This is a genomic window from Cohnella algarum, from assembly GCF_016937515.1.
GTDB classification, from domain to species: Bacteria; Bacillota; Bacilli; order Paenibacillales; family Paenibacillaceae; genus Cohnella; species Cohnella algarum.
The window spans coordinates 4,736,908-4,762,183 of the sequence record NZ_JAFHKM010000002.1; the positions used below are offsets into that span (position 1 = coordinate 4,736,908).

The window sequence follows — 25,276 nt, forward strand, 5'->3', positions numbered from 1 at the left end:
AACCTTCCTTAGGAATCGATTTATTTTCAGTATGGCCTTGGGCCGCCGGGTTAAAAACGTTTCGCGCCGCCTGCGCCGCTTTTCGATTTGCCGGCATTGGACGTACGGCAACGAACGTGCGACAATAGAAGCGGCACTCGAAACCTAAGGAGGGTTACCGCGATGAAAATCAAAATGCTTGGACGAAGCGGCTTGGCCGTGTCGGAGCTTTGCCTCGGGACGATGACGTTCGGAAATACGACGAGCGAAAGCGATTCGATTCGGATGATTCATCAGTTCAAGGATCAGGGCGGCAATTTTCTGGATACGGCGAACGTGTACGTGGCCGGACGCTCGGAGGAGATCGTGGGCAAGGCGATTAAAGACATGCGCTCGGAAATCGTGCTGGCAACGAAAGTCCGCATGGTGACGGCGGACCATCCGAACGGGGGCGGAGTCTCGCGCAAGCACATCCTGCAGAGCGTCGAAGAAAGCCTGCGGCGCCTTCAAACGGATTACATAGATTTGTATCAGGTTCACGTGTGGGATCATTTGACGCCGATCGAAGAGACGCTTCGCGCTCTCGACGACCTGGTGACGGCGGGCAAAGTCCGCTATATTGGCTGCTCCAACTTTTTCGCCTGGCAGTTGATGAAATCGCTCGCCTGCAGCGACGCCAACCGCTATGTCCGGTTCGTCTCCATTCAGCCGCAGTACAGCCTCGTAAGCCGCGAAATGGACAGGGAAATGATGTCGCTCTGCCTCGAAGAAAATGTCGGGGTCATCCCTTGGGCACCGCTGGGCGGCGGTTTTCTGACCGGACGCTATACGAGGGAAGAGCCGACAGCGGGGCGCTTGACGGCCAAAATCGGCGAAAGCTCGTGGGGCGTGCGGGCGACCGAACGCAATTTCGCCGTGCTGGAAGCCGTTCAAGCGGCTGCCAGGGAATTGGACAAGACCCCCGCGCAAGTCGCGCTCCGATGGCTGCTTCAGCGAAAAGGGATCACGTCGCCGATTTTCGGCGCCAGCACGCTGGAACAGTTCGCCGAAAACATGGGGGCCGCGGGGTGGACGATGCCGGATGACATCTGGAACCGGCTCGACGGGGCGAGCGCGCTTCCGTCCGAATACCCGAACCGCTTCATCGCCAAGTTTGCCCGGCCTTATGAATAAACGAATGTTTCGCGACGTTCGCGTCCAGAAGCTTCTCCATATGGGGGAGCTTTTTTCTTTCCCCGGTTCGGTCCGGCTTGCATTACTTGGAGTCGAAACGCAGCGTTTTGACGATATTCGGGACGTCCTTCTCGACCATGCGCACCAGCAGGCCGATCGGTCTTCCGTATTTTACGTAATCGTAGTCGTCCAACGTTTCGTTGAGAAATTCGCTCGGCAGCTCCCCCGGAACCGTGTAGGCAAAAATTCGGCCGTTTCGCTCGGCAAGGAAGAAAAAGGGCGAATCCTCATACCCCAGCTCGACCCATTGCTTTCGGGTCATCCGGAATACAAGCAAGCTTAGCGCTTCGCCGTACGTTTTTCCCTGATATTTGAAAAGAAAATGCACGGCGTATTCGGCGTCGGACAAACGGGTATCCCTTCTTAAGCTAATGTAATCCCTCCACCAGCCGGGAAGCCTGAGGCTGAATCCGTACTTCGGATCGCGGTATTCGAAGCTTTGCCCGATCCGGGCGGACGGCGTACGTCTCGGAAATCCGGCCGGACTTCGTTTTCCGACGAACTTTCCCACACAAACACACCCTTTAAACGTATTGTTCCAAACGGAATCCTTTTAGGGTATTCACCAAGAGGTTTGTGTGATTGTACGGACGCATTTCGCGCGATCCGGTTCAAACCCGCTTGTCGCGGAAAACCCGAATTTTATTGTCGCCCGTCACGGTGGCCAATTTGATTTGGCTTAAAGGCACGTGAAAAGAAGCGATCTGGGTTTGCAGCCAAGGAACGTCTTTCCCGATTTCGCGAAGCAGCGACAGGTCGATTTTCCCGTCGACGACGATCGGCCTTGTGATCTCGAACGGCTGCGTTTGGACTTTCATATCCGCCGGCGTGACCGGCTGGTACGGCGTATCCTTGAAAACGGATATCGTTCCGCCCGGCTCCCAAACGGCCAGGGACACTTTTTGAATGTCTTCCGCCTTTTCTTTTCTCAGTTCCGAAAACAAAAACTCGACGGAGATTCGCGCCTTGGACAGGTTCCGGAAGCGGATGTTCCCGTTTTGAACGAGCGTAAGAGGAGACGGGTCCAAAAACCGCTTGAACAACGGCCATTTGAGACCGAGCCAGGTTGCCGCGACATAGAGTACGATCAGGACGACGGTTGTGATCATCGATCCTTTCAGCTCCAACTCCTCGTCCGAAAGCGGGTGGGCGATAATGTTGCCTAGGGTAAGAGCGATGATGAAATCGAGAAATCGCAGCTGCGAAATGGAACGCTGCCCCATCGCTTTGGAAACAAGAAGCAAAAAAACGAAGCTGACGATGCCTCTCAAAACCCATTCCATGTTCGTGAGCGACGGCTGACTTTCGAAAAAATCCAACGCGTTCATCCCTCCGCCATCCATCCGAATTTTTTAGATTTAATTTCCCGCATTTTCCATCCTTTATACCGGAGGAAGGGTATAATAATGATGCGCTGGCAAACCCTACAAGGGGCAATGCCTTTATGAAACGAAGGAAAAAGGTGACACGATGAAGGAGAAAAAAGCCATGGTCGATGCCGGATGGCACTTCGATAACAGTTACGCGCGACTGCCGGAGCTCTTTTTTACGAGACAGGCACCGGATCCCGTTCGTTCGCCCAAGCTGGCCATTCTGAACCGGCCGCTGGCCGAGTCGCTGGGTCTGAACGCCCAAGCGCTCGAAAGCGATGAAGGCGTGGCCGTGCATGCCGGCAACCGGGTTCCCGAAGGCGCCATGCCTCTGGCTCAGGCTTACGCGGGACATCAGTTCGGGCATTTTAACATGCTGGGGGACGGCCGCGCCCTGCTGCTGGGCGAACAGATCGCCCCGCAAGGGGAGCGGTTCGACATCCAGCTCAAGGGCTCCGGGCGAACGCCGTACTCGCGCGGCGGCGACGGCAGAGCGGCGCTCGGCCCGATGCTGCGCGAATATATCATCAGCGAAGCGATGCACGCGCTGGGGATTCCGACCACGCGAAGCCTGGCGGTGGTGACGACGGGCGAGCCGGTCTACCGCGAAACCGAGCTTCCCGGAGCCGTCCCGACCCGGGTGGCCGCCAGCCATTTGCGCGTGGGCACCTTTCAATTCGCCGCGCAATTCGGAACCGCGGCGGAGCTTCGGGCGCTGGCCGACTATGCGCTTCAGAGGCATTACCCGGAAGTTGAAAACGAGGCGGAGGAAGCCGGAGAAAACCGCTATCTTTGCCTGCTGCGCAAGATGATCGGGCGGCAAGCCGACCTGATTGCCAAATGGCAGCTCGTCGGATTTATTCACGGAGTCATGAACACCGACAATATGGCCGTCAGCGGCGAAACGATAGACTACGGCCCTTGCGCCTTCATGGATGCTTACGATCCGGCGACGGTGTTCAGCTCGATCGACGTTCACGGCCGCTATGCGTACGGAAATCAGCCGCGCATCGCCGGATGGAACCTTGCGAGATTTGCCGAATCGCTCCTTCCGCTGCTGCACGACGACGAGGACGAAGCCGTCAAAATCGCCGAGGAGGCGCTGTCGCATTATTTCGAAACGTTTAAGCGCCATTGGCTTGCCGGAATGAGAGCGAAGCTGGGGATTTTTAACGAGGAGCCGCAAGACGAAGACCTTGTCGAAGACTTGCTCGGCATGATGCAAAAAAACGGGGCCGACTACACGAATACGTTCCTTTCGCTTACATTCGATCAAACGGAAAAATCGGCCTTGAGCAAAGACGCGGATTTCGCCCCGTGGCTGGAGCGGTGGAGGGAAAGGCTGGGCCGGCAGCCGGAATCGAAGGATGCCGCGCATCGGTTGATGCGCGAAAGCAACCCGGCCGTTATTCCGCGCAACCACCGGGTCGAAGAGGCGCTCGAAGCCGCGGCGGAGCGCGGAGATTACAGCGTCATGCAGCGGCTTCTGGACGCTCTTGCGGATCCGTTCGCGCACGCTCCCGAACAGGCGGAGTTTGGTTCGCCGCCCGAGCCGTCGAACGTGCCTTATCGGACGTTTTGCGGGACTTGAGCCGAAGCTGCGCCGACGTTTTTTCTTTGAGGGTTAATTCGGCACGGCTTCGCGCTCGTTTTCGGGCCGTTTCACCTGCAGGGGAGGCGGAACGAGCCAGCCTTTCTTTTTGCTGAGCCGGAGAATTTTCAACCCAAGCGCCGCTTTCGTGGCGTGGTACTTGGCGAACAGCGCCCCGACGTCCTCGCGGATGGACATGCCCATGATTTGGCTGCAGGCGACAAGGCCGGCCGCCGTGTCCGCGGCGAGCTTCGGGGCGATTTCCATATCGCCAAACCGGGCGCCGATATGTCTTCCAGCGCCGCCTCCGGCCGGTCGGGAAGTCCCGGGCTCGGGGCGATGCCGTTGGCGGTCAAAATACGGTCGCATTCGCTCGCTTCCAGCTCGGCCTGGTTGATCGCGTCGCCGATAATTTCTTTCAATTCCTTATCGCCGGCATGATAGCTCAGCGCCCGGTAAGACGAAACGCACCCTTTCGCCGCCATGGAGAATTGCCAAATTTGGTGCGCCTCTCCATAGTGCAACGGCTCGTCCTTCGGGTTGCCGCTTAAGATCCCCATCTGATTCGCTCCTCGTTTTTCTGATCGTTGAAGGGTTTCGCCGCCGAATCGAGCGCGTCGAACCGTTCACCCCATTTTTTTGTCCCAGTTTCATCGACGCTATGTGTGGAAAATGATACTTGCCCGAATTCGTCATAACCAAGCGTCATTCGGAAAAGGTAAACACAGTTTCCAACTACGCGAGGAGTGTTGACGATGTACTATTACAAAGAGGAATTGATCAACATCATCGTTCCCGATCATCCGGATCCGGCCGCGGCCAAAGTGCTGCAGGAAACGCTCGGCGGCCAGTTCGGCGAAATGCGGACGATGATGCAATATTTTTTCCAGAGCTCCAACTTCAGGGGGAAGGACAAAAAGTTCCGCGACTTGCTTCGGGGCGTGTTTCTTGAGGAAATCGCGCATGTCGAGCTCGTGCAGAATACGATCAACCAGCTGCTTACCGGATCGGGAAACCCCGTGCCGGGCGCTTCGGGTACGGACGGCGCGCCCCTTGACGAAGCGGTCAAGCACGCCAATCCCCACCATTTCATCATCGGAGCGCAAGCATCGCTTCCGGTCGACGCCAGCGGGTATCCGTGGAACGGATCCTGGGTTTACAGTCACGGAAATTTGATCGCCGACATGCTGAACAACGTCATTCTCGAGTCGACCGGAGTTCTCCAAAAAACGAGAATATACGAGATGAGCACGAACAAAACGTTCCGCGAAACGCTCGGTTTTCTCATCGTTCGCGACAACGCGCATCAGAACGTATTTGCCAAAGCGCTCGAAACGCTGGGGGTCGAGTGGGGGAACGTGTTCCCGATCCCGAATTACGATATTAACAAGTATCCCGAATGCCGCAAGTTCGTCGACCTCGGCTACCATAACGTCCAGTTCAACTACAGGTTGGACCCGACCCTGATCGCCCAAGTGATTCAAGGAGAAACGCCCAGCCGCAACGGCGGGAATATGGCGGTTACCGAACCGCCGGCCGGATTTCCCGTGCCGGAGCTGCCGGAAATGCCGAACGAGCACAGCCCGGGAATTCGCGATTTGAACCGATAAACGATACCGATCGGCTGCCGGTTTTCCGGCAGCTTTTCGATGGGGCCCGCCCGTGTCAATTTGAGCCGGAGTGTGGTACGATCGTACTGAATCCGGCAATGAACCGAACGAGGTGGCTCATGAACGAAGAGAGATGGAGGCAAGCCGAAACCGCCCTGGATTGCATGGAAGTGTTCAAGAACGGGGAGAACGATCCGGTCACGATCGAAGGCGAGTCCGACGACCTGCAGTGCATCGGGGTGGGAACCGATGCCGCCGTATTCGTCTTTGAGCCTATGCCGACCTTTGCTTACAAGCTCTATGCGGCGGAGGCTTTGCCCAAGAAGCAAGCGGAGATCGAGGTGTATCGGGTCTTGGCCGGCAGCCCGTATTTTCCCGTCTTTTACGGGGCGGGAGAGCGTTACGTCGCGATCAGCCGCGAAAGCGGATTGACGCTGTACGACTGCTTGCTTTACGGAGTGCCGGTCCCCCGGCAGGCGATCGAGGACGTCGAGGCGGCGAGAGCGTTTGTTCGGGAGAAGGGCCTCAATCCGCGGGACATCCACTTGAAAAACGTGCTGCTCCAGGACGGCCGCGGCAAAGTGCTCGACGTATCCGAGTACGTCAAGGACGGAAACGACAAGCGATGGGAGCATCTCGTTTGGGCATATGACAACGTCTATCCGCTGCTGGAAGGAAAGAAGCTGCCGCTTTGGGTGCTGGAAGCGGTGAAAAACGGCTATTACCGCCTCGATCCGGCGAACGGAAACCTGCAGGATTTCGCGGAGCGGATCAAACGGTTGTTTTTGCGGAAATAATCCGTAAAAAATGGCGAAATGAGGTTTACCTCGCAGTCATTATTTGATATTATATTCGCAATATGAAATGCGATGAAGAGAAGAGTAGATAAGCGAAATCTTTCCCAGAGAGCTCCGGCAGCTGAAAAGGAGCAAAGAATCGTTTATTGAAGAAAGCCTCCGAGCAGCGCATCGGAACCCGAGAGCGGGGGATGGTGCGACAGGAGCTCCTGTTACAGAGCTAGGGTATAAGCATGGCGACGTTATGCCGTACCCGAAGAGGCCGATGCGGCGACGTATCGGCGAATCTGGGGTGGTACCGCGGGAAACCAATCTCGTCCCTGAGACCAATGTCTTGGGGGTGGGATTTTTTTATTGTTGCCAAGGAAATCGCGGCGCAAGTAACATACGGTATAGAAGAAGACATGGGAAATAAACCGGATTTCAGGAGGAATAGCATATGGGGGAAAAATTGAAGGTCGGAATTGTCGGAGGTACGGGCATGGTCGGCCAGCGGTTCGTCCAGCTCCTCGATCAGCACCCTTGGTTTGAAGTGGCGGCGATCGCGGCGAGCGCCGGCTCGGCGGGCAAAACGTACGAGGAATCCGTGCAGGGAAGATGGAAGCTGAGCACTCCGATCCCGGAAGACGTCAAAAAGATCGTCGTTCAGGACGCGTCGAAGGTGGAGGAGGTCGCCTCCGGGGTCGATTTTATTTTTTGCGCGGTCGATATGAAAAAGAATGAGATTCAGGCGCTCGAGGAAGCCTACGCCAAAACCGGGACGCCCGTCGTCTCCAACAACTCGGCTCACCGCTGGACGCCCGACGTGCCGATGGTCATTCCGGAAATCAATCCGGGACACCTCGACGTCATTGCCGCCCAAAGAAGGCGGCTCGGCACTTCGACCGGCTTTATCGCCGTCAAGCCGAACTGTTCTATTCAAAGCTATGTGCCGGCCCTTCACGCGCTGCTCGATTACAAGCCGACGAAAGTGGTCGCCACGACGTATCAGGCGATTTCCGGAGCCGGCAAAAACTTTGCCGACTGGCCGGAAATGCTGGACAATGTCATCCCGTATATCGGCGGCGAAGAAGAGAAAAGCGAACAGGAGCCGCTGCGCATCTGGGGCAGCGTGAACGGCGGGGAAATCGTCAAGGCGAACTCGCCGCTCATTACGACGCAATGCATCCGCGTCCCGGTCACGGACGGGCACATGGCCGCCGTCTTCGTTTCGTTCGAGAACAAGCCTTCGAAGGAAGACATTCTCGCGCGCTGGCGACAGTTCAAAGGACGGCCGCAGGAGCTGGGGCTGCCCAGCGCCCCGAAGCGGTTCATCACGTATTTCGAGGAAGAGAACCGGCCGCAAACGAAGCTCGATCGCGACATCGAGCGCGGCATGGGCGTTTCGACGGGCCGGCTGCGCGAGGATTCCATCTACGATTACAAATTCGTAGGCCTCTCGCACAATACGCTGCGCGGCGCGGCCGGCGGCGCGGTTCTGATCGCCGAGCTGCTGAAGGCGGAAGGCTATATTCAGGCGAAATAAACCGCATTATTGAAAGGCGCGTAAAGCGCCAAAAATCCCGAGCCGCATCTTGCGCTCGGGATTTTTTGAACTTTCTCAGCTACGCAAAAGCAAGAAAGTATCGCGAAATAACGGGTTTTCATTGACAATATCCACCGCAGCCCGCCATGAACCGGGACCGTATCGGCTTATTCCGTTTTCGGCTCGGAGGTAATCATCCACGACACGCCGTACCGGTCGGTAGCCTCGCCTAAGTACAGGCCGAACGGCTGCAGCTCGAACGGATATTTCACTTTGCCGCCTTCCGCCAGCTTTGCGAACGCTTCGCCGGCTTCGGCCGCCGTTTTGTATTCGATCGAGAGATAAAGACCGGTCCCGTGAGCGAACGGCTCGACCGCATCCGCCATGAAAATGTAGTTGCTGCCGGCAACGGACAGGCACATGTGCATCACTTTGTCCCTGAATTCGTTTTCCGCTCCCATCGCTTCGCCGTGCGTAATGACGGATACGATCTCGCCGCCGAGCGAGCGCAAATAGAAATCGGCCTGCGCTCTCGCATCCTCCGAAATGATGTAAGGCTTCAAAATGCCCATGATCGAACACCCTTTCAACTGGAATTGGACGTTTTTATAAACCCAGTGTATCAAAGACGCGATCGCATCGTTTCTTACGGATTGCGGAATCGAAGCCGAATGTTCCGTCCCGAAAGGGGCAAGCTACCGGTGGAGGTGTACGCGAACAGATGAGGAAGCTGCTGGTGGCGCTGATGGCGATGACGTTGATGTCCGGCTTGTCCGCAGGCGTCGGTTACGGAGAAGCCCATGTCCTTCGGCACGGTTCGGAGCTTACGGACTCGGCGATTTCCGATTCGACGATACAGCCTTACCGAAGAGGGGGGAGTTTCCGTTCTCCTCGGACCGGCTACAATCCGGGAGTCGGAAATCCGAGGCGCACGACGCCGGACAACGCGACGCGAAACCCGCCGCGTACGGGGACGACCCCGGCTCCGGCCCCGCGCACCGGCTTCGGCGGCTTTTTCGGCGGGCTGTTCGGCGGGTTGGCGTTGGGAACGATTTTGGGCGGGCTGTTTAACCCGTTTGCCGGATTTTCGCTCGGCGCTCCGTTTCTTTCGTTGATCAGCATCGCGTTGTGGATTGCCGTCATTTATTTCGTCGTACGGCTTTTCCGCAGGAGAAGCCGGTATTAGGCTTCGCAAGCCGAAGGCGGCAAGAGAATTTTTGCCCGGGCATCTCGCGAAAAAATAACCGGAATCCCTCCCATTCAACCATGCACCCCGGAGAAGAGCACGCTGAATGGAGGGTTCCGGCTATTTTTGGGGAAAGGCAATCAGTTGCGCGACAATCAGCGTCAATTAAAATTCAGGGATCGAGCCTTCGCCCAAAATCACGATTCTGCCGGTTATCACGCCGTTTTCGTCCCTGTGAAACAGCACCGCCTCATAGGTATTGTCAATTCCTCCGCTGATGGGAAGCCGTCTATCCGAGAATCCGATTTGGCCTTCCTCGAACAAGTCTTCGGGAGACATCGTGACGCTTCGTTCGCCAAACGCATACGCGATCTTTCCGGAATCGTCGTAGGTCATTTCTTTTACGGATCCGGGCACGGTCTGCCCGATCGTCTCGCCGTCGCGGATTTTGGCCCGCAGCTCTTGCATCCATTTTATCCACTCTTCCTCAGTTCCCGAATCATGCGAAGACGATGGGGACGACAACGAATCCAAATAAGCGTCGGCTTTATCGCGGTCCGCTTTTGCCGCATCGAGAGGGAGCTCGAACAGCAGCGAAGCGCCGGGATAGTCTTCTCTGGCGTGGATTTCCCCCGTTTTTTCGTCATAGCGGAACGCTTCGCTGCTGTAAAACGCGGAGCCGCTGCTGATCGCCAAATACACCCCTCTGTCTGCGAACATTTCCACTTCGTCTAACGAAATAAGTCTGTACATGACGCCATCCAACACGTCCTCGCTGTATCCGCCGTTCATCGAGAAGATGTTCGCCTCCCACGGCTTCAGGCCTTTAACCAACGGCGAAATGAAGAACGGATCTTTGCCGTATTCGGGATCGTCGGTATCCGGCATCGGTTTGCCGTCCTGTCGGGTTATGGAGACGACCGCATAGGTCCGGTCAGGGTAGAGATCCTCCGACAAATGCTTGAATTCGGAAAGACCTGCCCCCGTTACGAGACCGTGCAGCGTAAAATGGTAGTCTCCGGAAGCCATGGATCGTTCGATCCGAACAGCGTCTTTGCTTTCAAACGCATCCGCCAGCAGCCGATCGCCAAACATCTCGGCAACCTGCCCGGCGCTGAAGAGCCGAGTCGCCGCATAAGCGGAAACGGACAGGACGAGCAGCAATACGGCAGCCAATAGACCTGCGGATAACCTTTTCTTGGCTTTCGGCTTGCTCCGCCCGCGCTCTTGTAATTGTCGGATGATGCTTTGATTCAACTCTTCTTCGGGCTCCGCTGCGGGAGCCAGGGCTTGGCTGAGCATTCGTTCCCAATCCGCGTCCTTCACGGGGAATCGACCTCCAATACTTCTCTCATGGTCTTGCGGGCTTTGTGCAGCCTGCTCTTTACCGTTCCCGGCGGAATTCTCAGCGCCGAAGAAATCTCCTCGACGGTCATTTCCGCCGTGTAGTACATGTAAAGAGGAAGCTTCAGCTTGTCGTCCAGCCGTCGAGCGGCGTCCTGAAGCATGGCGCGCTGTTCAAGCGACAGCACGGCATCTTCCGGCGTCGTTTCGCTCGCGAACGAAGCGATCTTGTCGGCCGCATCGCCAAGCTCGGCAGCGGGGGCGATTTTTTGCCTCCAGGAAAGCTTGCGGCGATGATTTTTGTGCAGCCGAATGGCGATCGAAATGAGAAAAGCTTTGGGATTGCGGGATGCATCTATCTTGTGACGCAGCTCCACAGCCTTAAGAAAGGTTTCCTGATACAAATCGTCCGCATCCTCTTTGTTTCCCGTCAGCTTGCGGCAAAAACCGTAAATCGACTTGCCGTGCAGCTCCACAAGCTCGATCAACTCATCAATATCCAAGTCGCTTCTCCTTCCCGAATGGCCATTCATCTCTATATTGTCACAAGGCGGGGAATCGGTTCGCGGGCTTGGCGCAAATCGCGAGAGGAAGGATCGTATCGGAGAGGTCGCGTTTATTCGGTCAGCGTTCGGCACCTCATTGAACTAATTTGACAAAAGCTCTTGCCGCGCTGGAGAGCGGCATGTTCCGCATCGTTAAAATCCCGACGTGGGAGGGAGGCAGCGGCACGTTCAATTTCACTTCGAACAGCGAGCCTTCCTCCAGTTCCTTCGAAACGAATTCCCGCGTCACGTAAGAGATGCCGAGACCTCTGCGCGCAAGCTCGATCAACAAATCGACGCTTCCGACCTCGATCTCCGGCTTGATCGAATACCCGTAGCTTTGGAAAATTTCCGTGATCGTCATCCGGGCGCGGCTGTTCCGGGAAAACAGGATGATCGGATTCTGAAGCAGCATGTCGAGCGTCAGCACCGTGTCCTTCAGTTCGGCGTAATGGGCCCCCGCGACGAAGCAATCCTGCAGTTGAAAGCTTTCCCTCACGTCGAGCTGAGGGTCGATGATCGGCATGCGAACGACGCCCAGATCGATCCGGCCTTCTTTCAGGAATGTGATGACCTCCGGCGTCGTGCCGTGATGCAGATGCAGCTTGACGCCGGGGTGGTTTTCGTGAAAGCTTTCCAAATATGGAAGCAGATAATGCTTGAACAACGAGTCGCTTCCGCCGATGCGCAGCTCGCCGCTCTCCAGGTTTTTGAGGGCGGCCATTTTTTCCTCGGCGAGCGTGATCAGAATTTGCGACTGCTCGATATAGGAGTACAGGACGGCGCCTTCCTGCGTCAGTTCGACGCCTTTGGAATTGCGGTAGAACAACGCGACGCCGAAGCTTTCCTCCAGCTGTTTGATCGCGTGGCTGACGCTCGGCTGGGTCAAATACAACGCTTTGGCCGCCTGGGACAAGCTTCCCGTTTTCGCCGCCCAATAAAACACTTTATATAGTTCGTAGTTGTTTCCCATAAATGTGGTCTATAGCTCCTGTGAAATATATTAATTACTTGTATGGCTGTTATTTGTATTATAGTGAAAATACAAAAAAAAACCAGCATCTCGGGATAGGAAGGTGAAGATGGATGGAACCGACTACTTTCGTACTGTTCGGGGCGACCGGGGATTTGGCCAAACGGAAAATTTACCCCGCCCTTTATAATTTGTTCGTCGACGGCAAGCTGCCGGAAACGTTCTCCGTCGTCGGTCTCGGAAGAAGGGAATGGACCGACGAGTTTTTCCAAACGAGCGTCGCGCAATCCCTCGAGCGTTTTTCCCGCCGCAAAGCGGACAACGCCGATACGCTGAACCGTTTTTTGCGGGCGTTCCGGTACTGCGTGCTGGACATCGGCCGCGAAGAAGATTACAAAAAGCTGCTGGCGCTCGTGGAGCAACGGGAAGAAGAGCTGGGCATGCCGCAAAACCGTTTGTTCTATCTGTCCGTCGGACCGGAATTTTTCGAACCGATCGCCGCCAACATCCAAAGCAGCGGACTCGGCTCGACGAGCGGCTGGAAACGTCTCGTCATCGAGAAGCCGTTCGGCCACGATTTGCAATCGGCTCGGGATTTGAATCGGAATTTGAGCCAATCGTTCGCGGAAGAAGAAATTTACCGCATCGACCACTATCTCGGCAAGCCGGTCGTTCAGCGGCTCGAATCGCTTCAGCAGGCGAATCCGGTCATCCAGGCGCTGTGGACCAACCGCTACATTTCAAACGTGCAGATTACGGCCAACGAAACGGTCGGCGTCGAGGAACGGGCGGGATATTACGATCATGTGGGCGCCGTACGGGACATGTTTCAAAATCATATGCTGCAGCTGCTCATGATGGCGGCGATTCACCTTCCGCACGACAGCAGCTCCGAGAAGGTGCGCTTCAAGAAAAAGAGAGTGATGGAGGCGCTCCGCCCCGTGCCGAAAGAGGAAGTCGCCGCCCACCTCGTTCGCGGACAATACGCCGCGGGGAGCATCGCGGGCAAGCCGGTCGCCGGCTACACGTCCGAACCGGGCATCGCGGCTTCATCCCTGAACGATACGTTCATCGCCGCGCGGCTGCAAATCGACAACAACGACTGGCGAGGCGTTCCTTTCTATATCCGGACGGGGAAACGGATGAAAGAGAAGTCGACGCGAATCGTGGTCGAGTTCAAGGAACCGGTCCAACAAGCCCGATCGAAAAAAGAAGACGGCGTTTCGCCCAATCTTCTCGTCATCGAGATCGGGCCGAACGAAGGCATTACGCTGCAGCTCAACGAGAAGGAGCCGGGGGCGAACGGCGGGTTCAAGCCGATCCACGTCGACCTTCACGCGAGCCAGGCGAACTCTCCCGAAGCCTACGAGAACTTGATCGGAGACGCATTGAACGGCGACTCCACGTTCTTCGCGCATTGGGACGAGGTCGAACTGTCGTGGCAGTGGGTTCAACCGGTGCTGGACGCCTTCGAAGAAAATCTCGTGCCGCTTCGCCTTTACGAAGCGGGCAGCTACGGCCCCGCCGAGGCCGACGAGCTTCTCGCCCAAGACGGCAACCGCTGGTGGTTTGACGACAAACCGCAACCAAAATCCGAAACGAACGAAGGAGAACGCTATGCCTACCACGCAAACCATTGATCAATTCGCGATCGATACGATCCGCACGCTGTCGATCGACGCCATCAACGCCGCCAATTCCGGACATCCGGGCCTGCCGATGGGCGCGGCCCCGATGGCTTACAGCCTTTGGTCCGAACATTTGAAGCACAATCCGGGCAATGCCAAATGGTTCAACCGCGACCGGTTCGTTCTGTCCGCGGGCCACGGTTCCGCTTTGCTGTACAGCCTTCTCCACCTGTTCGGGTACCAGGTTTCGATCGAGGATCTGAAGCAGTTCCGCAAGCTGAACAGCCGCACGCCGGGACATCCCGAATACGGGCATACGGATGGCGTCGACGCCACGACGGGTCCGCTGGGGCAGGGGATCGCCATGGCGGTCGGGATGGCGATGGCCGAAGCTCATCTCGCTTCGAAATTCAACCAGGACGGCTTCCCGGTCGTCGATCATTATACGTACGCGCTTGTCGGCGACGGCTGCCTGATGGAGGGCATCTCCTACGAGGCGATGTCGATGGCGGGCCATATGAAGCTCGACAAGCTGATCGTGCTGTACGATTCCAACGACATTTCGCTGGACGGCGAGCTGAACCTCAGCTTCAGCGAAAACGTGCAAAAACGGGCCGAATCCGCAAATTGGCATTACTTGCGGGTCGAAGACGGGAACGATATCGCGGCGATCTCGAATGCGATCGCGGCCGCGAAGCAAAATAAGGAACGGCCGACGATCATCGAAGTCCGCACGATCATCGGATACGGCAGCAAAGCGGCCGGCACGAACAAAGTGCACGGCAATCCGCTCGGCAAAGAGGAAGCCAAAGCGACCAAGGAAGTGTACGGCTGGCCTTACGAGGAAGAGTTCACCGTGCCGAGCGAAGTCCGGGCGCATTTCGACCGCCTGAAGCAGCAGGGCGCAGCCAAGGAAGAAGAGTGGAACAAGCTGTTCGCCGCCTATTCCGCCAAGTACCCGTCGCAGGGCAAGGAACTCGCGGCGGCGATCGCCGGGGACGTCAAGATCGAAACGGCCGACGTCCTGACATTCGACACCTCGAAAAGCATTTCGACCCGCGTCGCGAGCGGCGAAGCGATCAATCATTTCGTCAAGTCCGTTCCTTCCATCTTCGGAGGAAGCGCCGACCTTTCCCACTCGACGATGACCGACATCAAGGGAGAGAGCACGTTCGCCGTCCAATCCTATGCCGGACGCAACGTCTACTTCGGCGTCCGCGAACATGCGATGGGCGCGGCCGGCAACGGCATGGCGCTGCATGGCGGCGTCAACCCGTTCGTCAGTACGTTCTTCGTGTTCAGCGACTACTTGCGGCCTTCGATCCGGCTTGCCGCGCTGCAGAAGCTGCCGGTCGTCTACGTGTTCACTCACGACTCGATCGCCGTCGGGGAAGACGGTCCGACGCACGAGCCCGTCGAGCATTTGGCCGCGCTCCGCACGATTCCTGGACTTACGGTCATCCGGCCGTCCGACGCCAACGAGACGGCGAGCGCCTGGGCTTACGCGCTTACGCAGAAGGAAGGTCCGGTCGCGCTCATTCTGAGCCGGCAAAACCTGCCGGTTTACGAGCAAACGAAAGCGAACCGCGACCAGGTCGCCAACGGCGGCTATGTGCTGACGGAAACGAACGGGCAACCGGACGTCATTCTGATCGCGACCGGCTCGGAAGTGTCCCTGGCCGTGAACGCCAAGGCGGAGCTCGAGAAGGATAACGTTTCCGTACGCGTCGTCGCCATGCCGAGCCGCGAGCTGTTCGATCGCCAGTCCGAAGCCTACAAGCAAAGCGTGCTGCCGGATTCCGCAACGAAACGGATCGCCATCGAAGCCGGCATTTCGCTCGGCTGGGACCGCTACGCGGGACCGGGCGGAAAGGTGCTGTCGATCGACACGTTCGGCGCATCCGGCCCGGGAGGCGCGGTCATGGAATATTTCGGCTTCTCTGTCGCCAACGTCGTTAGCTTGGCCAAAGAATTGCTATAATAAAATCAAACCATATATTGGAGGGCATGAAAAATGAAATTTTTTATTGACTCCGCCAACCTGGCAGACATCAAAAAGGCGTACAAAATCGGCGTATTGTCCGGCGTAACGACGAATCCTTCGCTGGTGGCGAAGGAAGGCGTCAAATTCGAGGACCGCATCGAGGAGATTTTGAAGGAAGTGCCGGAGGTCGAATCGGTTTCCGCCGAAGTGACGCCCGACGCGCTGACCGCGGAAGACATGATCGCGCAAGCGAACGAACTGATCAAAATCAACAACAACGACAAAAACATCACGATCAAGCTCCCGATGACGCTCGCCGGACTCGAAGCCTGCCGCTACTTGACCAAAAAAGGCGTCAAGACGAACGTCACGCTCATCTTTACGGTCAACCAGGCGCTGCTGGCCGCCCGCGCCGGCGCTACGTACGTATCGCCGTTCCTTGGCCGCCTGGACGACATTTCGGAAGACGGCGTGCAGCTCGTCGCCCGCGTAGCCGAACTGTTCCGCGTTCATAACCTGGATACGCAAATTATCGCCGCTTCCGTTCGCCACCCGGATCACGTCACCCGCGTAGCGCTCGCCGGCGCGCATATCGCCACCGTTCCGTTTTCCGTCATCGAACAGCTCTCGAAGCACCCGCTTACGGATCAAGGGCTCGAAAAATTCGCGGCCGACTGGAAAAAGGCCGTTCAATAAGAAGCTGTTCAACTAACAGAGAAAACAAGCATAGGAGGCAGGGGAGACAATGAGCAAGCAGCAAATCGGCGTGGTAGGGCTTGCCGTCATGGGCAAAAACCTCGCCCTGAACATCGAAAGCAAAGGCTTCTCCGTGGCGGTGTACAACCGTTCGCCGGAAAAGACGAACGAACTGCTGGAAGAAGCGAAGGGGAAAAATTTCGTCGGCACGTACAGCGTCGAAGAGTTCGTCCAGGCGCTCGAGACGCCCCGCAAAATCCTGATCATGGTCAAAGCCGGCCAGCCGACGGACGACACGATCAACCAGCTCGTGCCTTACCTCGATCCGGGCGACATCCTGATCGACGGCGGCAACGCGTACTTCCCGGATACGCAAAGACGCAACAAAGAGCTGCAGGAGAAAGGCTTCCGCTTCATCGGGGCGGGCGTATCCGGCGGCGAAGAGGGAGCGCTGCGCGGTCCCGCGATCATGCCGGGCGGACAGAAGAGCGCGTATGAGCTCGTCGAGCCGATTTTGACCGCGATTTCGGCGAAGGTGAACGGCGATCCGTGCTCGACCTACATCGGCGAAGACGGCGCCGGGCACTACGTCAAGATGGTGCACAACGGCATCGAATACGGCGACATGCAGCTGATCGGCGAAGCGTACCACTTGCTCAAAGATGTGCTGGGCCTGAGCACGAGCGAGCTGCACGAAATTTTCACCGAGTGGAACAAGGGCGAGCTCGACAGCTATCTGATCGAAATCACGGCGGACATCTTCTCGAAGACGGACCCGGATACGGGCAAGCCGATGGTGGACGTCATCCTGGACTCGGCGGGGCAAAAGGGAACCGGAAAATGGACGAGCCAAAGCGCCCTCGATTTGGGCGTTCCGCTCTCCATTATCACCGAATCCGTATTCGCCCGCTTCATCTCCGCGATGAAGGAAGAGCGCGTCGCGGCAAGCAAGAAGCTGTCCGGACCGAAGGCGGCGAGCTTCGAAGGAAATCGGCAGGACTTTATCGAAGCCGTCCGCAAAGCGCTGTACGCCAGCAAAATCGCCTCGTACGCGCAAGGCTTCGCGCAAATGCGGGCCGCGTCCGACGCCTACGGCTGGAACCTGAACTACGGCAACATCGCGATGATTTTCCGCGGAGGCTGCATCATTCGCGCGAGGTTCCTGCAAAACATCAAGGACGCCTACGACCGCGATCCGGAGCTGCAGAACCTGCTCCTGGACGAATACTTCAGCGGCATCGTGAGCGATTATCAGGACGCCTGGAGAAACGTCATTTCGGTCGCCGTGACGAGAGGCATTCCCGTACCGGCATTCGCCGCCGCCTTGGCGTACTATGACAGCTACCGTACGGAGCGGCTGCCGGCGAACCTGCTGCAGGCGCAGCGCGACTATTTCGGCGCGCATACGTTCGAGCGGCTCGACCGGAAGGGCAGCTTCCATTTCCAATGGATCGAGAATGAATAAAAGTTAGCGCAATGGATGATCACCCCCGGGACAAGCGGTCTTGGGGGTGGTTTGTTTCCGTGCCCGGTTCGATTTCGGCTGGTTCCGGTTCGGGAACGGATTAAAGCTTGTATTTTCGCAGGAGCGGCACGCCGGCTTTGACGAGCAGCTTTTCGAGCGCCGACCAGCTCAGGCGCCGGCGCAGCGGCAAATGCCGGACGTAAACCGCCGTATATTCCAGCTCGGCGAAAGCGCCGCGATTTCGCTTGATAAATAGATTTGCCTGCTGGGAACGAGAAGGCATTTCCGCGAACGCAGCCGCTCAAGTTCCCCGCCGTTCAGAGCCGGATTCAGCGAGCGGAACGCGACGGCGTAATCGGGAAAACCGAAATTCGAAGCGTCGTACAGCTCGATGCGCGGACTCACGGTCGGATCGCCGCCTTTCGGATAAAAGAATAGATCGTGCAAGGCTAAATCATACCATCGATCGGGAGAAACGCGCAAACGCGAAAGGGCGCGCGGTTGCCGAAAAAACGCAAACTTCTTACAATAGAAACCGCACCAGAACGTCGGAAAGGAATCGCATCGATGCAGGAGAACCATCCTTCGGCGGAAAAGGCCGAGGAAATCGGAAGGGACAGCTTCCTTCAAGGCGCAAAAGATTGTCTTCCTACTTTGTTGGGTTACTTGAGCATCGGGTTCGCCGCCGGCGTCGTCGGCAAAACATCGGGTCTTGGCATCGCGGAGATCGCGCTTATGTCCGTTATGATTTATGCCGGATCGGCGCAATTTATCGCGGCCGGAATGGTTGCGGCAAACGGCTCCATAGCCGTCATCGTGTTCACGGTATTCATCGTCAACCTTCGCCACCTGCTGCTTAGCGCGGCGTTGTCGCCGTATTTCCGGCATTTGACTCCCGTGAAAAATATGCTGATCGGCGCGCTGCTCACGGACGAAACCTTCGGAGTCGCGATCCAAAGGGCGACCGACGCGAATCGGATCGGCGAGCGTTGGATGCACGGGCTGAACCTGACGGCTTACCTGAATTGGATCGCGGCCACGTTGGCCGGAGCTTTTCTGGGGCGATGGATCGCAAATCCGGAAAAGTTCGGGCTGGATTTTGCTTTGTCCGCCATGTTTATCGGGCTGTTGGTCCTGCAGTTGACGAGCCGGAAAAACCTCGCGATCGATTTGATCGTCGCCGTAAGCGCGATCCTCATTGTCGCAGGAGCAAGCATGGCATTTTCGGCTAACGTCGGCGTGATCATAGCTGCGCTCATAGCCTCAACGATCGGAATGGCGGTGGAAAAATGGAAATAAGATGGGAAGTGTTTCTCATGATCGCAGGGGCGTCCATTGTCACGTTTATTCCGAGAATCGTCCCGCTCGTCTTGCTAAGCCGCATCCGGATCCCCGATTGGGGGATGACCTGGCTGAAATATGTCCCGATCGCCGTCATGGCGGCCTTGGTCGGGCAGGAGCTGTTCCTGGAAAACGGGAAGCCGGCCCTGTTCCCTCCCGGACCGGAGCTGTACGCCGCTTTGCCGACGATCGCGGTCGCCTTGCTGACGCGAAGCTTGTTGGCGACGGTCGTCGCCGGGATGATTTCGATGATGCTGCTGCGGGCGTTATTGGGTTAAAAGGGGCAATGACGATGCGGAGGGAGAGGAGGCAATGGAATCGGTCCTTTTAACCCGCCGGGCCATCGCCGCGCCGATGGATCGAAAAACGGAGCATGCGGATGAAAGGACGAAGAGGTTCGCCTTTCCGGGGCCGCTTTGCGCGATTATGCGGGGAGAGGAGACTTTACAGTTCCCGCAAAAGAATTTATTGTCATGGTTGGGAGTAAAGGGCTTTCAATCGGTCCGCAATTTCGTTCGGGGGAGTGATGCGCGTTTTGGACTCACAACGGATTTTACGCGATTTTTTCCGCAAAACTTGGGCCTACTACCTGGTGTCGATCGCGCTGCATGCGGTTGCCAACGTGTTGAATGTTCAATTTCCCCGGGTGCTCGGTCATTTCACCGACGAGTTGAAGGACGGTTTGTTGTCTGCCGGCGACGTTGCCCGCTACAGCTGGACGCTGTTGGGCATCGGCGTCGGCTTTGCTCTGATCGGCGGCCTGGCGCAATATTTGGTCATGTATACGGGGCGATTTTTCGAATATATGAACCGCCGCCGGCTTTACGCCCATTTTACGGAGCTTGGCGAGCGCTTTTATTCCCGCAACGGGGTCGGCAAGCTGCTCAGCTACTTTATGAACGACGTGACGGCGGTCCGGGAATCGATTTCGATGGGCGTGAACCAGACGGCGGGAGCTTCGATTCTTCTCGTCTCGACGATCGTCATGCTGCTGGTCAGCGATGTGCCGTTCTATTTGGTCGCGGCCTGCATGATTCCGCTTCTGCTGATTCCCGTAATCGTCGTCATCGTCGGACCGAAAATCCGCAAGCGTTCCCTGAAGGTGCAGGAAGCGATCGGCACAATGACGGAGACGGCCGAGGAACAGTTCGGCGGCATTCGCGTCACGAAAAAATTCGCGGTGGAAGACACGATGCGAAAACGGTTCGGCGCAACGGTCGACCGCATTCGCGAACGCCAGCTCAAGCTGGTGCGCGTGTCTTCCCTGTTTCAGGCGCTGATCCCGTTTCTCGGCGCGACTTCCCTCATCATCGCGCTCGCGTTCGGAGGCTACTTGACGATCGCCGGGCGCATTTCGCTGGGGAGCTTTGTCGCCCTTACACTGTATATCCGGATGCTGATGAATCCGTTGCAGCAGATCGGAAACGTCATTAACGTCGTTCAACGGGCTCGCGCGTCGCTCGACCGGCTGAACGAGCTGCTGAGCCGCAAGCCCGATATTCGGGAAGCGGACGATGCCGTCGCCGTCGATTTCGCGAATTCGGGCATCCGGGTTCGCAATCTGTCGTTCTCCTATGAAGAAGGGGAGGACGGCGGAATCAGCCGCCAGGCGCTGCGAAATATTTCGCTGTCCGTGCCGTCCGGCGCGACGCTCGGTATCGTGGGGCGTACCGGAAGCGGGAAAACGACGCTGATGAAGCTTCTGCTACGAACGTACGACCCGCCGGCGGGAACGGTCTTCTACGGCGAGCGGGACGTACGGGAGCTGACGCTCGCAAGCCTGAGAGAAGGGATCGCCTACGTCCCGCAGGACGGCTTCCTTTTCAGCTCCACCATTCGGGAAAACATCGCGTTTTACAAGCGGGATTCCGACCTGAAGGACATCGAGCGCGCGGCGAAGCATGCGAGGGTGTACGATAACATCGTCGAATTCCCGGACAAATTCGAGACGAAGCTCGGCGAGCGCGGCGTAACGCTTTCCGGCGGCCAGCGGCAGCGCACGAGTCTGGCCCGCGGCATCATCAAAAACGCGCCGATCCTCATTCTGGACGACAGCGTCAGCGCGGTCGACGCCGTGACGGAGACGGAAATCATGGAAACGATCCGCGCGATCCGCAAAGGCAAGACGACGATCATGATCGCCCACCGGATCAGCGCGCTGAAGCATGCCGACGAAATTGTCGTGCTGGACGAAGGCGCGATCGTCCAGCGGGGAACGCACGCGGCGCTGTTGGCGGAGGAAGGCTTGTACCGGACGCTCCATGACATACAGGAAGAGGGGACGCGGCTGCATGGCACAGGCAATTAACAATTGGCAGACGGACCGGAAGGCCGATCTCAACGAGCCCAAAGAAAAACCGAAGTACATTTCCACGTTCCGCGCATTATCCGGGTATATCGGGGAACATCGCCGGACGTTCGCCGGCTTTATCGCCTGCACGCTGATCGCGATCATGGCGGAGCTTATGCAGCCGTATTTGGTCAAAATCGCGATCGACGACAATTTGATGGCGGGGAAAAACGATTACGGGAGCTTGCTCGCCATTTGCGGCATTTATTTCGTGCTGTCGCTTTCGGCCTTTTTTTTCGCCTACTTGCAGAACAATCTTCTTCAGAAGGCAGGGCAAAGCATCGTCGCCAGCATCCGCAAGCGGCTGTTCGAGCATATTTCGAAGCTGTCCATGTCCTATTTCGACCGCAACCCGAGCGGAAGCCTCATCACGCACGTGTCCAGCGATACGGAGGCGATCAACCAGTTTTTCAATCAGGTCTTGCTCAGCCTGTTCCGGGACGGGCTTACGCTGCTGTTCATCCTGGCGCTGATGTTTCAGCTGGATGCCACTCTGACGCTGTACTGCCTGCTTATTCTGCCGGTCATCGCGGGCATCGCCGTCGCCTTCCGGACGTATATGCGCAAGACGTACCAGCTGGCGCGGACCCGCTTGTCGCGAATGATCGCATTCGTGGCCGAAAATCTGGCCGGCATGAACCTGATCCAGGTGTTCCATCAGCAAAAGGAGCAAAAAAAGCAGTTCCGCGAACGAAACGACTCGTATTTCCAAGCGAACGTACGGGAAATTCGCACGAACGTGCTGTTCAACCGCTCGTACGAAGTGTTGAACAATTTGGCGATCGCCTTCGTCACTTGGCTCGGCGGGGAAGCCGTGCTCGGCCGGTCGTTGGAGTTCGGCGTGCTTTACGCTTTTATCACCTATATCCGCATGTTTTTCCAGCCGATCAACAACATCACGCAGCAGTGGAATACGCTGCAATCCGCGACCGTCGCCATCAACCGGATTTGGAACATCTTCGCCATCCAGCCGGAAATCAGGGATTTGCCCGTCCCGACGAAAGTCGAGATCGGCAATGTCGCCGGAAAGATCGATTTCGATCGCGTCACGTTCGCCTATCCCGGAGGAGCGCCGGTCATCAAGGAGCTGGATCTGCATATTCGTCCCGGCGAAATGATCGGCATCGTCGGCACGACGGGCGCCGGCAAAAGCTCGATGATCAGCCTGCTGTGCCGGTTCTACGACGTGAACGAAGGCAGCGTCCGGATCGACGGTCACGACATCCGCGGGCTGGCCCAGCGCGATCTGCACCGGATGGTCGGCCTTGTGCAGCAGGAGCCGTATTTGTATTCCGGCACGGTGCTCGACAACGTGCGGATGTTCGACGAAAGGTTTTCGCGCGAGGACGTCGTTCGCGCTTGCGAGTTTATCGGCGCCGACTCTGTCATTCGGAAGATGAAGGACGGTTACGACACGAAGCTGTCGGAGCGGGGAAGCGGCCTGTCCGCCGGCGAACGGCAGCTCATCTCCTTCGCGCGCATCATTCTGTACGCGCCGAAAATTTTGATCCTGGACGAGGCGACGGCCAATCTGGACTCGCACACGGAGCAGCTCGTGCAGCACGCGCTCGAGCGCGTATCCGTCGGCCGGACGACACTGGTCATCGCCCACCGGCTGTCCACGATCATGGGAGCGGACCGGATTCTCGTCATGAGCAAAGGCCGGATCGCGGAGCAGGGGACGCACGAAGATCTGCTGAAGCGGGGCGGCATTTACGAGGAGCTGTATAAGCATTCCCAGGGCCGGCAGGAGAAGGTCGGAGCGGGGTGAAACGGACCGCGGGAAATCCGACGGAGAAGGCCGAACCAAACGGGCGTTCGGACAAAAAGGCGGGCCGGCCCGTCGGAGCAAGATCTTGCCCCCGAACGCGGAGCATGGTATGATGTACCTAATTTGAACGACGGGAGCTGAAGAGAATAATGTGATTTTTCTTGCGGATCGAAGAACACGCCTTAGCGCCATGCGAAGCGTCGTTTTATCGTGTCATGCAAGAAGGTTGCTTATTCTTTTCGCTCAATCGCGTCGATCCTCCGCCGGTCCCCTCGGGACAGACGGGTTCGCTGCATCCATTTGAGCCGTAAGAAAGGCAACTTTCTTGCGGCTTTTTGAATTGCGCGAACGGAGGTCGATTTATATGTCATTGATCCAGGTTTCGAACCTGACATTTGCTTACGAAGGCAGCTACGACAACATTTTCGAAAACGTCAGCTTTCAGATCGATACGGACTGGAAGCTCGGATTCACGGGGAGAAACGGCAGAGGCAAGACGACGTTCCTGAACCTTCTGCTCGGCAAATACGAGTATGGCGGGAGCATTTCCGCAAGCGTCGATTTCGAATACTTCCCGTATCCGGTCGCCAATAAGGACAACCTGACGATCGATGTCATCGGCGACGTTTACCCGGATTACGTCCACTGGGAATTGATGCGCGAGCTTTCGCTGCTTAAGGTTTCCGAGGACGTGTTGTACCGGCCCTTCAATACGCTTTCCAACGGGGAGCAGACGAAGGTGCTGCTGGCGGCTTTGTTCCTGAAAGAAAACAGCTTTTTGCTCATCGACGAGCCGACCAACCATCTGGATATGGAGGCCAGAAAGCTCGTCGGCGATTACCTCGACGCCAAGCGCGGCTTTATTCTGGTGTCCCACGATCGCTTCTTTCTCGATCATTGCGTCGATCACATCCTGTCTATCAACAAGACCGACATCGACATTCAAAAGGGCAATTTTACGGACTGGTGGGAAAATAAGCAAAGGCAGGACCGGTTCGAACTCGCCGAAAACGAAAAGCTGAAAAAAGACATCAAACGCCTTTCGGAGGCCGCGAGACGCACGAGCGATTGGTCCGACGCGGTGGAAAAGACGAAAAACGGCACAAGAAACGGCGGCTTGCGGCCGGACAAAGGCTATATCGGCCACAAGGCCGCCAAAATGATGAAGCGATCGAAATCGCTGGAGCACCGGCAGCAATCCGCGATCGAAGAAAAGTCCAAGCTGCTTAAAAACGTAGAGTCCTCCGAGAGCCTCAAGATTGCCCAGCTCGCGTACCCTAAAAGCCGGCTTGTCGAGCTCGACCGCCTGTCGATTCGTTACGGCAAGAAGATCGCTTGCTCCGATGTCAGCTTTACGATCGAGCAAGGCGAGCGAATCGCCCTGTCAGGCCGAAACGGCTCCGGAAAATCCAGCCTTCTCAAGCTGATTTGCGGCGAAGACCTGGCGTATGACGGTACGTTCCGGCGAGGGAGCCAGCTGAAAATTTCGTACGTGTCGCAGGATACGTCGGACTTGAAAGGCAATCTTGCCGATTACGCAAGAGAATACGGGATCGACGAGAGTCTGTTCAAGTCGATTCTGCGCAAACTGGATTTTGCTCGCGTTCAATTCGAAAAAGACATGTCGTCCTTCAGCGGCGGCCAGAAAAAAAAGGTGCTGATCGCGAGAAGTCTTTGCGAACGCGCCCATCTGCACGTTTGGGACGAACCGCTGAATTTCATCGACGTCATCTCCCGCATGCAAATCGAAGAGCTGCTGCTCGAATACGCGCCGACCCTGCTGTTCGTGGAGCACGACCGCGAGTTTTGCCGAAAAATCGCAACCCGAACGATCGAACTTTAAAAAACCGTATCATTTGACAAATAATCAAGCTCTCCGCCTTGGGCG

Annotated in this window: 22 protein-coding genes, 1 pseudogene and 1 other annotated feature; of the genes and pseudogenes, 15 read left to right on the plus strand and 8 right to left on the minus strand. The window is 57.1% G+C overall.

Annotated elements, in window-relative coordinates; genetic code table 11:
- Nucleotides 1-162 precede the first annotated feature (162 nt).
- Entirely contained in the window at nt 163-1,152 is a 990-nt protein-coding gene (locus tag JW799_RS21325) for an aldo/keto reductase (protein WP_080839275.1), read from the plus strand.
- Between the two features lie 82 nt (nt 1,153-1,234).
- Here JW799_RS21325 and JW799_RS21330 read toward each other — a convergent pair whose 3' ends face one another.
- Together JW799_RS21330 and JW799_RS21335 are read right to left on the minus strand one after the other, a co-directional pair.
- Complete coding sequence (locus JW799_RS21330) at nt 1,235-1,723, minus strand: hypothetical protein (RefSeq protein WP_080839277.1); 489 nt, start codon at nt 1,721-1,723, stop codon at nt 1,235-1,237.
- Between the two features lie 100 nt (nt 1,724-1,823).
- On the minus strand, nt 1,824-2,531 hold the full coding sequence (locus JW799_RS21335) for a DUF421 domain-containing protein (RefSeq protein ID WP_080840955.1): 708 nt from the start codon (nt 2,529-2,531) through the stop codon (nt 1,824-1,826).
- Between the two features lie 151 nt (nt 2,532-2,682).
- Between JW799_RS21335 and JW799_RS21340 the strand changes: the two genes are divergently transcribed.
- A complete protein-coding gene (locus JW799_RS21340) occupies nt 2,683-4,173 on the plus strand; it encodes a protein adenylyltransferase SelO (protein ID WP_080839279.1) in 1,491 nt (496 codons plus the stop codon).
- Between the two features lie 33 nt (nt 4,174-4,206).
- Here JW799_RS21340 and JW799_RS21345 read toward each other — a convergent pair.
- Nucleotides 4,207-4,733 (minus strand): annotated as a pseudogene (locus tag JW799_RS21345) (DUF3231 family protein).
- A 195-nt stretch (nt 4,734-4,928) separates the two neighbouring features.
- On the opposite strand from JW799_RS21345, the gene JW799_RS21350 reads away from it, so the two are divergent.
- From JW799_RS21350 to asd, 3 genes are all read left to right on the plus strand, one after another.
- On the plus strand, nt 4,929-5,783 hold the full coding sequence (locus JW799_RS21350; RefSeq protein WP_080839282.1) for a manganese catalase family protein: 855 nt from the start codon (nt 4,929-4,931) through the stop codon (nt 5,781-5,783).
- 119 nt (nt 5,784-5,902) lie between these two features.
- Nucleotides 5,903-6,580 carry a serine/threonine protein kinase gene (locus JW799_RS21355; protein WP_205431619.1) on the plus strand — a complete coding sequence of 226 codons (678 nt, stop codon included), beginning with the start codon at nt 5,903-5,905 and terminating at the stop codon, nt 6,578-6,580.
- 63 nt (nt 6,581-6,643) lie between these two features.
- Nucleotides 6,644-6,905, plus strand: a binding site (T-box leader).
- Nucleotides 6,906-7,019: 114 nt separating this feature from the next.
- Nucleotides 7,020-8,105 (plus strand): aspartate-semialdehyde dehydrogenase, encoded by a 1,086-nt coding sequence (asd, locus tag JW799_RS21360; protein WP_205431621.1) that lies wholly within the window; start codon nt 7,020-7,022, stop codon nt 8,103-8,105.
- A 167-nt stretch (nt 8,106-8,272) separates the two neighbouring features.
- Here asd and JW799_RS21365 read toward each other — a convergent pair whose 3' ends face one another.
- Nucleotides 8,273-8,677 (minus strand): VOC family protein, encoded by a 405-nt coding sequence (locus tag JW799_RS21365; protein ID WP_080839288.1) that lies wholly within the window; start codon nt 8,675-8,677, stop codon nt 8,273-8,275.
- A 149-nt stretch (nt 8,678-8,826) separates the two neighbouring features.
- Here JW799_RS21365 and JW799_RS21370 point away from each other — a divergent pair, with 149 nt between their 5' ends.
- On the plus strand, nt 8,827-9,291 hold the full coding sequence (locus tag JW799_RS21370) for a hypothetical protein (protein WP_080839290.1): 465 nt from the start codon (nt 8,827-8,829) through the stop codon (nt 9,289-9,291).
- A gap of 165 nt (nt 9,292-9,456) precedes the next feature.
- Here the strand turns inward: JW799_RS21370 and JW799_RS21375 are convergent, their stop codons facing one another.
- The 3 genes from JW799_RS21375 to JW799_RS21385 all read right to left on the minus strand — a co-directional run bounded on the left by JW799_RS21375 (nt 9,457) and on the right by JW799_RS21385 (nt 12,153).
- Nucleotides 9,457-10,617 carry a hypothetical protein gene (locus JW799_RS21375; RefSeq protein ID WP_205431624.1) on the minus strand — a complete coding sequence of 387 codons (1,161 nt, stop codon included), beginning with the start codon at nt 10,615-10,617 and terminating at the stop codon, nt 9,457-9,459.
- Nucleotides 10,614-11,138 carry an RNA polymerase sigma factor gene (locus JW799_RS21380; RefSeq protein ID WP_205431626.1) on the minus strand — a complete coding sequence of 175 codons (525 nt, stop codon included), beginning with the start codon at nt 11,136-11,138 and terminating at the stop codon, nt 10,614-10,616. Before JW799_RS21380 ends, JW799_RS21375 begins: the two co-directional genes overlap by 4 nt.
- A 136-nt stretch (nt 11,139-11,274) precedes the next feature.
- Nucleotides 11,275-12,153, minus strand: coding sequence for a LysR family transcriptional regulator (locus JW799_RS21385; RefSeq protein ID WP_205431628.1), 879 nt, complete (start codon nt 12,151-12,153; stop codon nt 11,275-11,277).
- A 113-nt stretch (nt 12,154-12,266) separates the two neighbouring features.
- On the opposite strand from JW799_RS21385, the gene zwf reads away from it, so the two are divergent.
- Genes zwf through gndA form a run of 4 tightly spaced genes read left to right on the plus strand, consistent with a single transcriptional unit; the run spans nt 12,267 to nt 17,926 of the window.
- Nucleotides 12,267-13,793: a glucose-6-phosphate dehydrogenase gene (gene zwf, locus JW799_RS21390; protein WP_080839298.1), complete on the plus strand. Its 1,527-nt coding sequence runs from the start codon at nt 12,267-12,269 to the stop codon at nt 13,791-13,793.
- Nucleotides 13,771-15,762, plus strand: coding sequence for a transketolase (gene tkt, locus JW799_RS21395; protein WP_205431630.1), 1,992 nt, complete (start codon nt 13,771-13,773; stop codon nt 15,760-15,762). The genes zwf and tkt overlap by 23 nt, the downstream gene beginning before the upstream one ends.
- A gap of 33 nt (nt 15,763-15,795) precedes the next feature.
- Nucleotides 15,796-16,461: a fructose-6-phosphate aldolase gene (gene fsa / locus JW799_RS21400; RefSeq protein WP_080839301.1), complete on the plus strand. Its 666-nt coding sequence runs from the start codon at nt 15,796-15,798 to the stop codon at nt 16,459-16,461.
- A 49-nt stretch (nt 16,462-16,510) separates the two neighbouring features.
- On the plus strand, nt 16,511-17,926 hold the full coding sequence (gene gndA / locus JW799_RS21405) for an NADP-dependent phosphogluconate dehydrogenase (RefSeq protein WP_080839303.1): 1,416 nt from the start codon (nt 16,511-16,513) through the stop codon (nt 17,924-17,926).
- A gap of 168 nt (nt 17,927-18,094) precedes the next feature.
- On the opposite strand, the gene JW799_RS21410 is transcribed toward gndA, so the two are convergent.
- Nucleotides 18,095-18,331: a hypothetical protein gene (locus JW799_RS21410; RefSeq protein WP_139787290.1), complete on the minus strand. Its 237-nt coding sequence runs from the start codon at nt 18,329-18,331 to the stop codon at nt 18,095-18,097.
- Nucleotides 18,332-18,493: 162 nt separating this feature from the next.
- On the opposite strand from JW799_RS21410, the gene JW799_RS21415 reads away from it, so the two are divergent.
- The 5 genes from JW799_RS21415 (at nt 18,494) to JW799_RS21435 (ending at nt 25,231) form a co-directional block, all read left to right on the plus strand.
- The gene (locus tag JW799_RS21415) at nt 18,494-19,225 is read left to right on the plus strand and encodes an AzlC family ABC transporter permease (RefSeq protein ID WP_205431633.1); all 732 of its coding nucleotides are present in this window, start codon (nt 18,494-18,496) and stop codon (nt 19,223-19,225) included.
- On the plus strand, nt 19,216-19,545 hold the full coding sequence (locus JW799_RS21420; RefSeq protein ID WP_080839309.1) for an AzlD domain-containing protein: 330 nt from the start codon (nt 19,216-19,218) through the stop codon (nt 19,543-19,545). The genes JW799_RS21415 and JW799_RS21420 overlap by 10 nt, the downstream gene beginning before the upstream one ends.
- A 257-nt stretch (nt 19,546-19,802) precedes the next feature.
- On the plus strand, nt 19,803-21,575 hold the full coding sequence (locus tag JW799_RS21425) for an ABC transporter ATP-binding protein (protein WP_205431635.1): 1,773 nt from the start codon (nt 19,803-19,805) through the stop codon (nt 21,573-21,575).
- The gene (locus tag JW799_RS21430; RefSeq protein ID WP_205431637.1) at nt 21,559-23,388 is read left to right on the plus strand and encodes an ABC transporter ATP-binding protein; all 1,830 of its coding nucleotides are present in this window, start codon (nt 21,559-21,561) and stop codon (nt 23,386-23,388) included. Before JW799_RS21425 ends, JW799_RS21430 begins: the two co-directional genes overlap by 17 nt.
- 364 nt (nt 23,389-23,752) lie before the next feature.
- Nucleotides 23,753-25,231, plus strand: coding sequence for an Lsa family ABC-F type ribosomal protection protein (locus tag JW799_RS21435; protein ID WP_205431638.1), 1,479 nt, complete (start codon nt 23,753-23,755; stop codon nt 25,229-25,231).
- Nucleotides 25,232-25,276: the final 45 nt, after the last annotated feature.

Coding starts and splice junctions, on each gene's coding strand:
- JW799_RS21325 (WP_080839275.1), top strand. CDS start 163: ATGAAAATCAAAATGCTTGGACGAAGCGGCTTGGCCGTGTCGGAGCTT.
- JW799_RS21340 (WP_080839279.1), top strand. CDS start 2,683: ATGAAGGAGAAAAAAGCCATGGTCGATGCCGGATGGCACTTCGATAAC.
- JW799_RS21350 (WP_080839282.1), top strand. CDS start 4,929: ATGTACTATTACAAAGAGGAATTGATCAACATCATCGTTCCCGATCAT.
- JW799_RS21355 (WP_205431619.1), top strand. CDS start 5,903: ATGAACGAAGAGAGATGGAGGCAAGCCGAAACCGCCCTGGATTGCATG.
- asd (WP_205431621.1), top strand. CDS start 7,020: ATGGGGGAAAAATTGAAGGTCGGAATTGTCGGAGGTACGGGCATGGTC.
- JW799_RS21365 (WP_080839288.1), bottom strand. CDS start 8,677: ATGGGCATTTTGAAGCCTTACATCATTTCGGAGGATGCGAGAGCGCAG.
- JW799_RS21370 (WP_080839290.1), top strand. CDS start 8,827: ATGAGGAAGCTGCTGGTGGCGCTGATGGCGATGACGTTGATGTCCGGC.
- JW799_RS21385 (WP_205431628.1), bottom strand. CDS start 12,153: ATGGGAAACAACTACGAACTATATAAAGTGTTTTATTGGGCGGCGAAA.
- zwf (WP_080839298.1), top strand. CDS start 12,267: ATGGAACCGACTACTTTCGTACTGTTCGGGGCGACCGGGGATTTGGCC.
- tkt (WP_205431630.1), top strand. CDS start 13,771: ATGCCTACCACGCAAACCATTGATCAATTCGCGATCGATACGATCCGC.
- fsa (WP_080839301.1), top strand. CDS start 15,796: ATGAAATTTTTTATTGACTCCGCCAACCTGGCAGACATCAAAAAGGCG.
- gndA (WP_080839303.1), top strand. CDS start 16,511: ATGAGCAAGCAGCAAATCGGCGTGGTAGGGCTTGCCGTCATGGGCAAA.
- JW799_RS21415 (WP_205431633.1), top strand. CDS start 18,494: ATGCAGGAGAACCATCCTTCGGCGGAAAAGGCCGAGGAAATCGGAAGG.
- JW799_RS21420 (WP_080839309.1), top strand. CDS start 19,216: ATGGAAATAAGATGGGAAGTGTTTCTCATGATCGCAGGGGCGTCCATT.
- JW799_RS21430 (WP_205431637.1), top strand. CDS start 21,559: ATGGCACAGGCAATTAACAATTGGCAGACGGACCGGAAGGCCGATCTC.
- JW799_RS21435 (WP_205431638.1), top strand. CDS start 23,753: ATGTCATTGATCCAGGTTTCGAACCTGACATTTGCTTACGAAGGCAGC.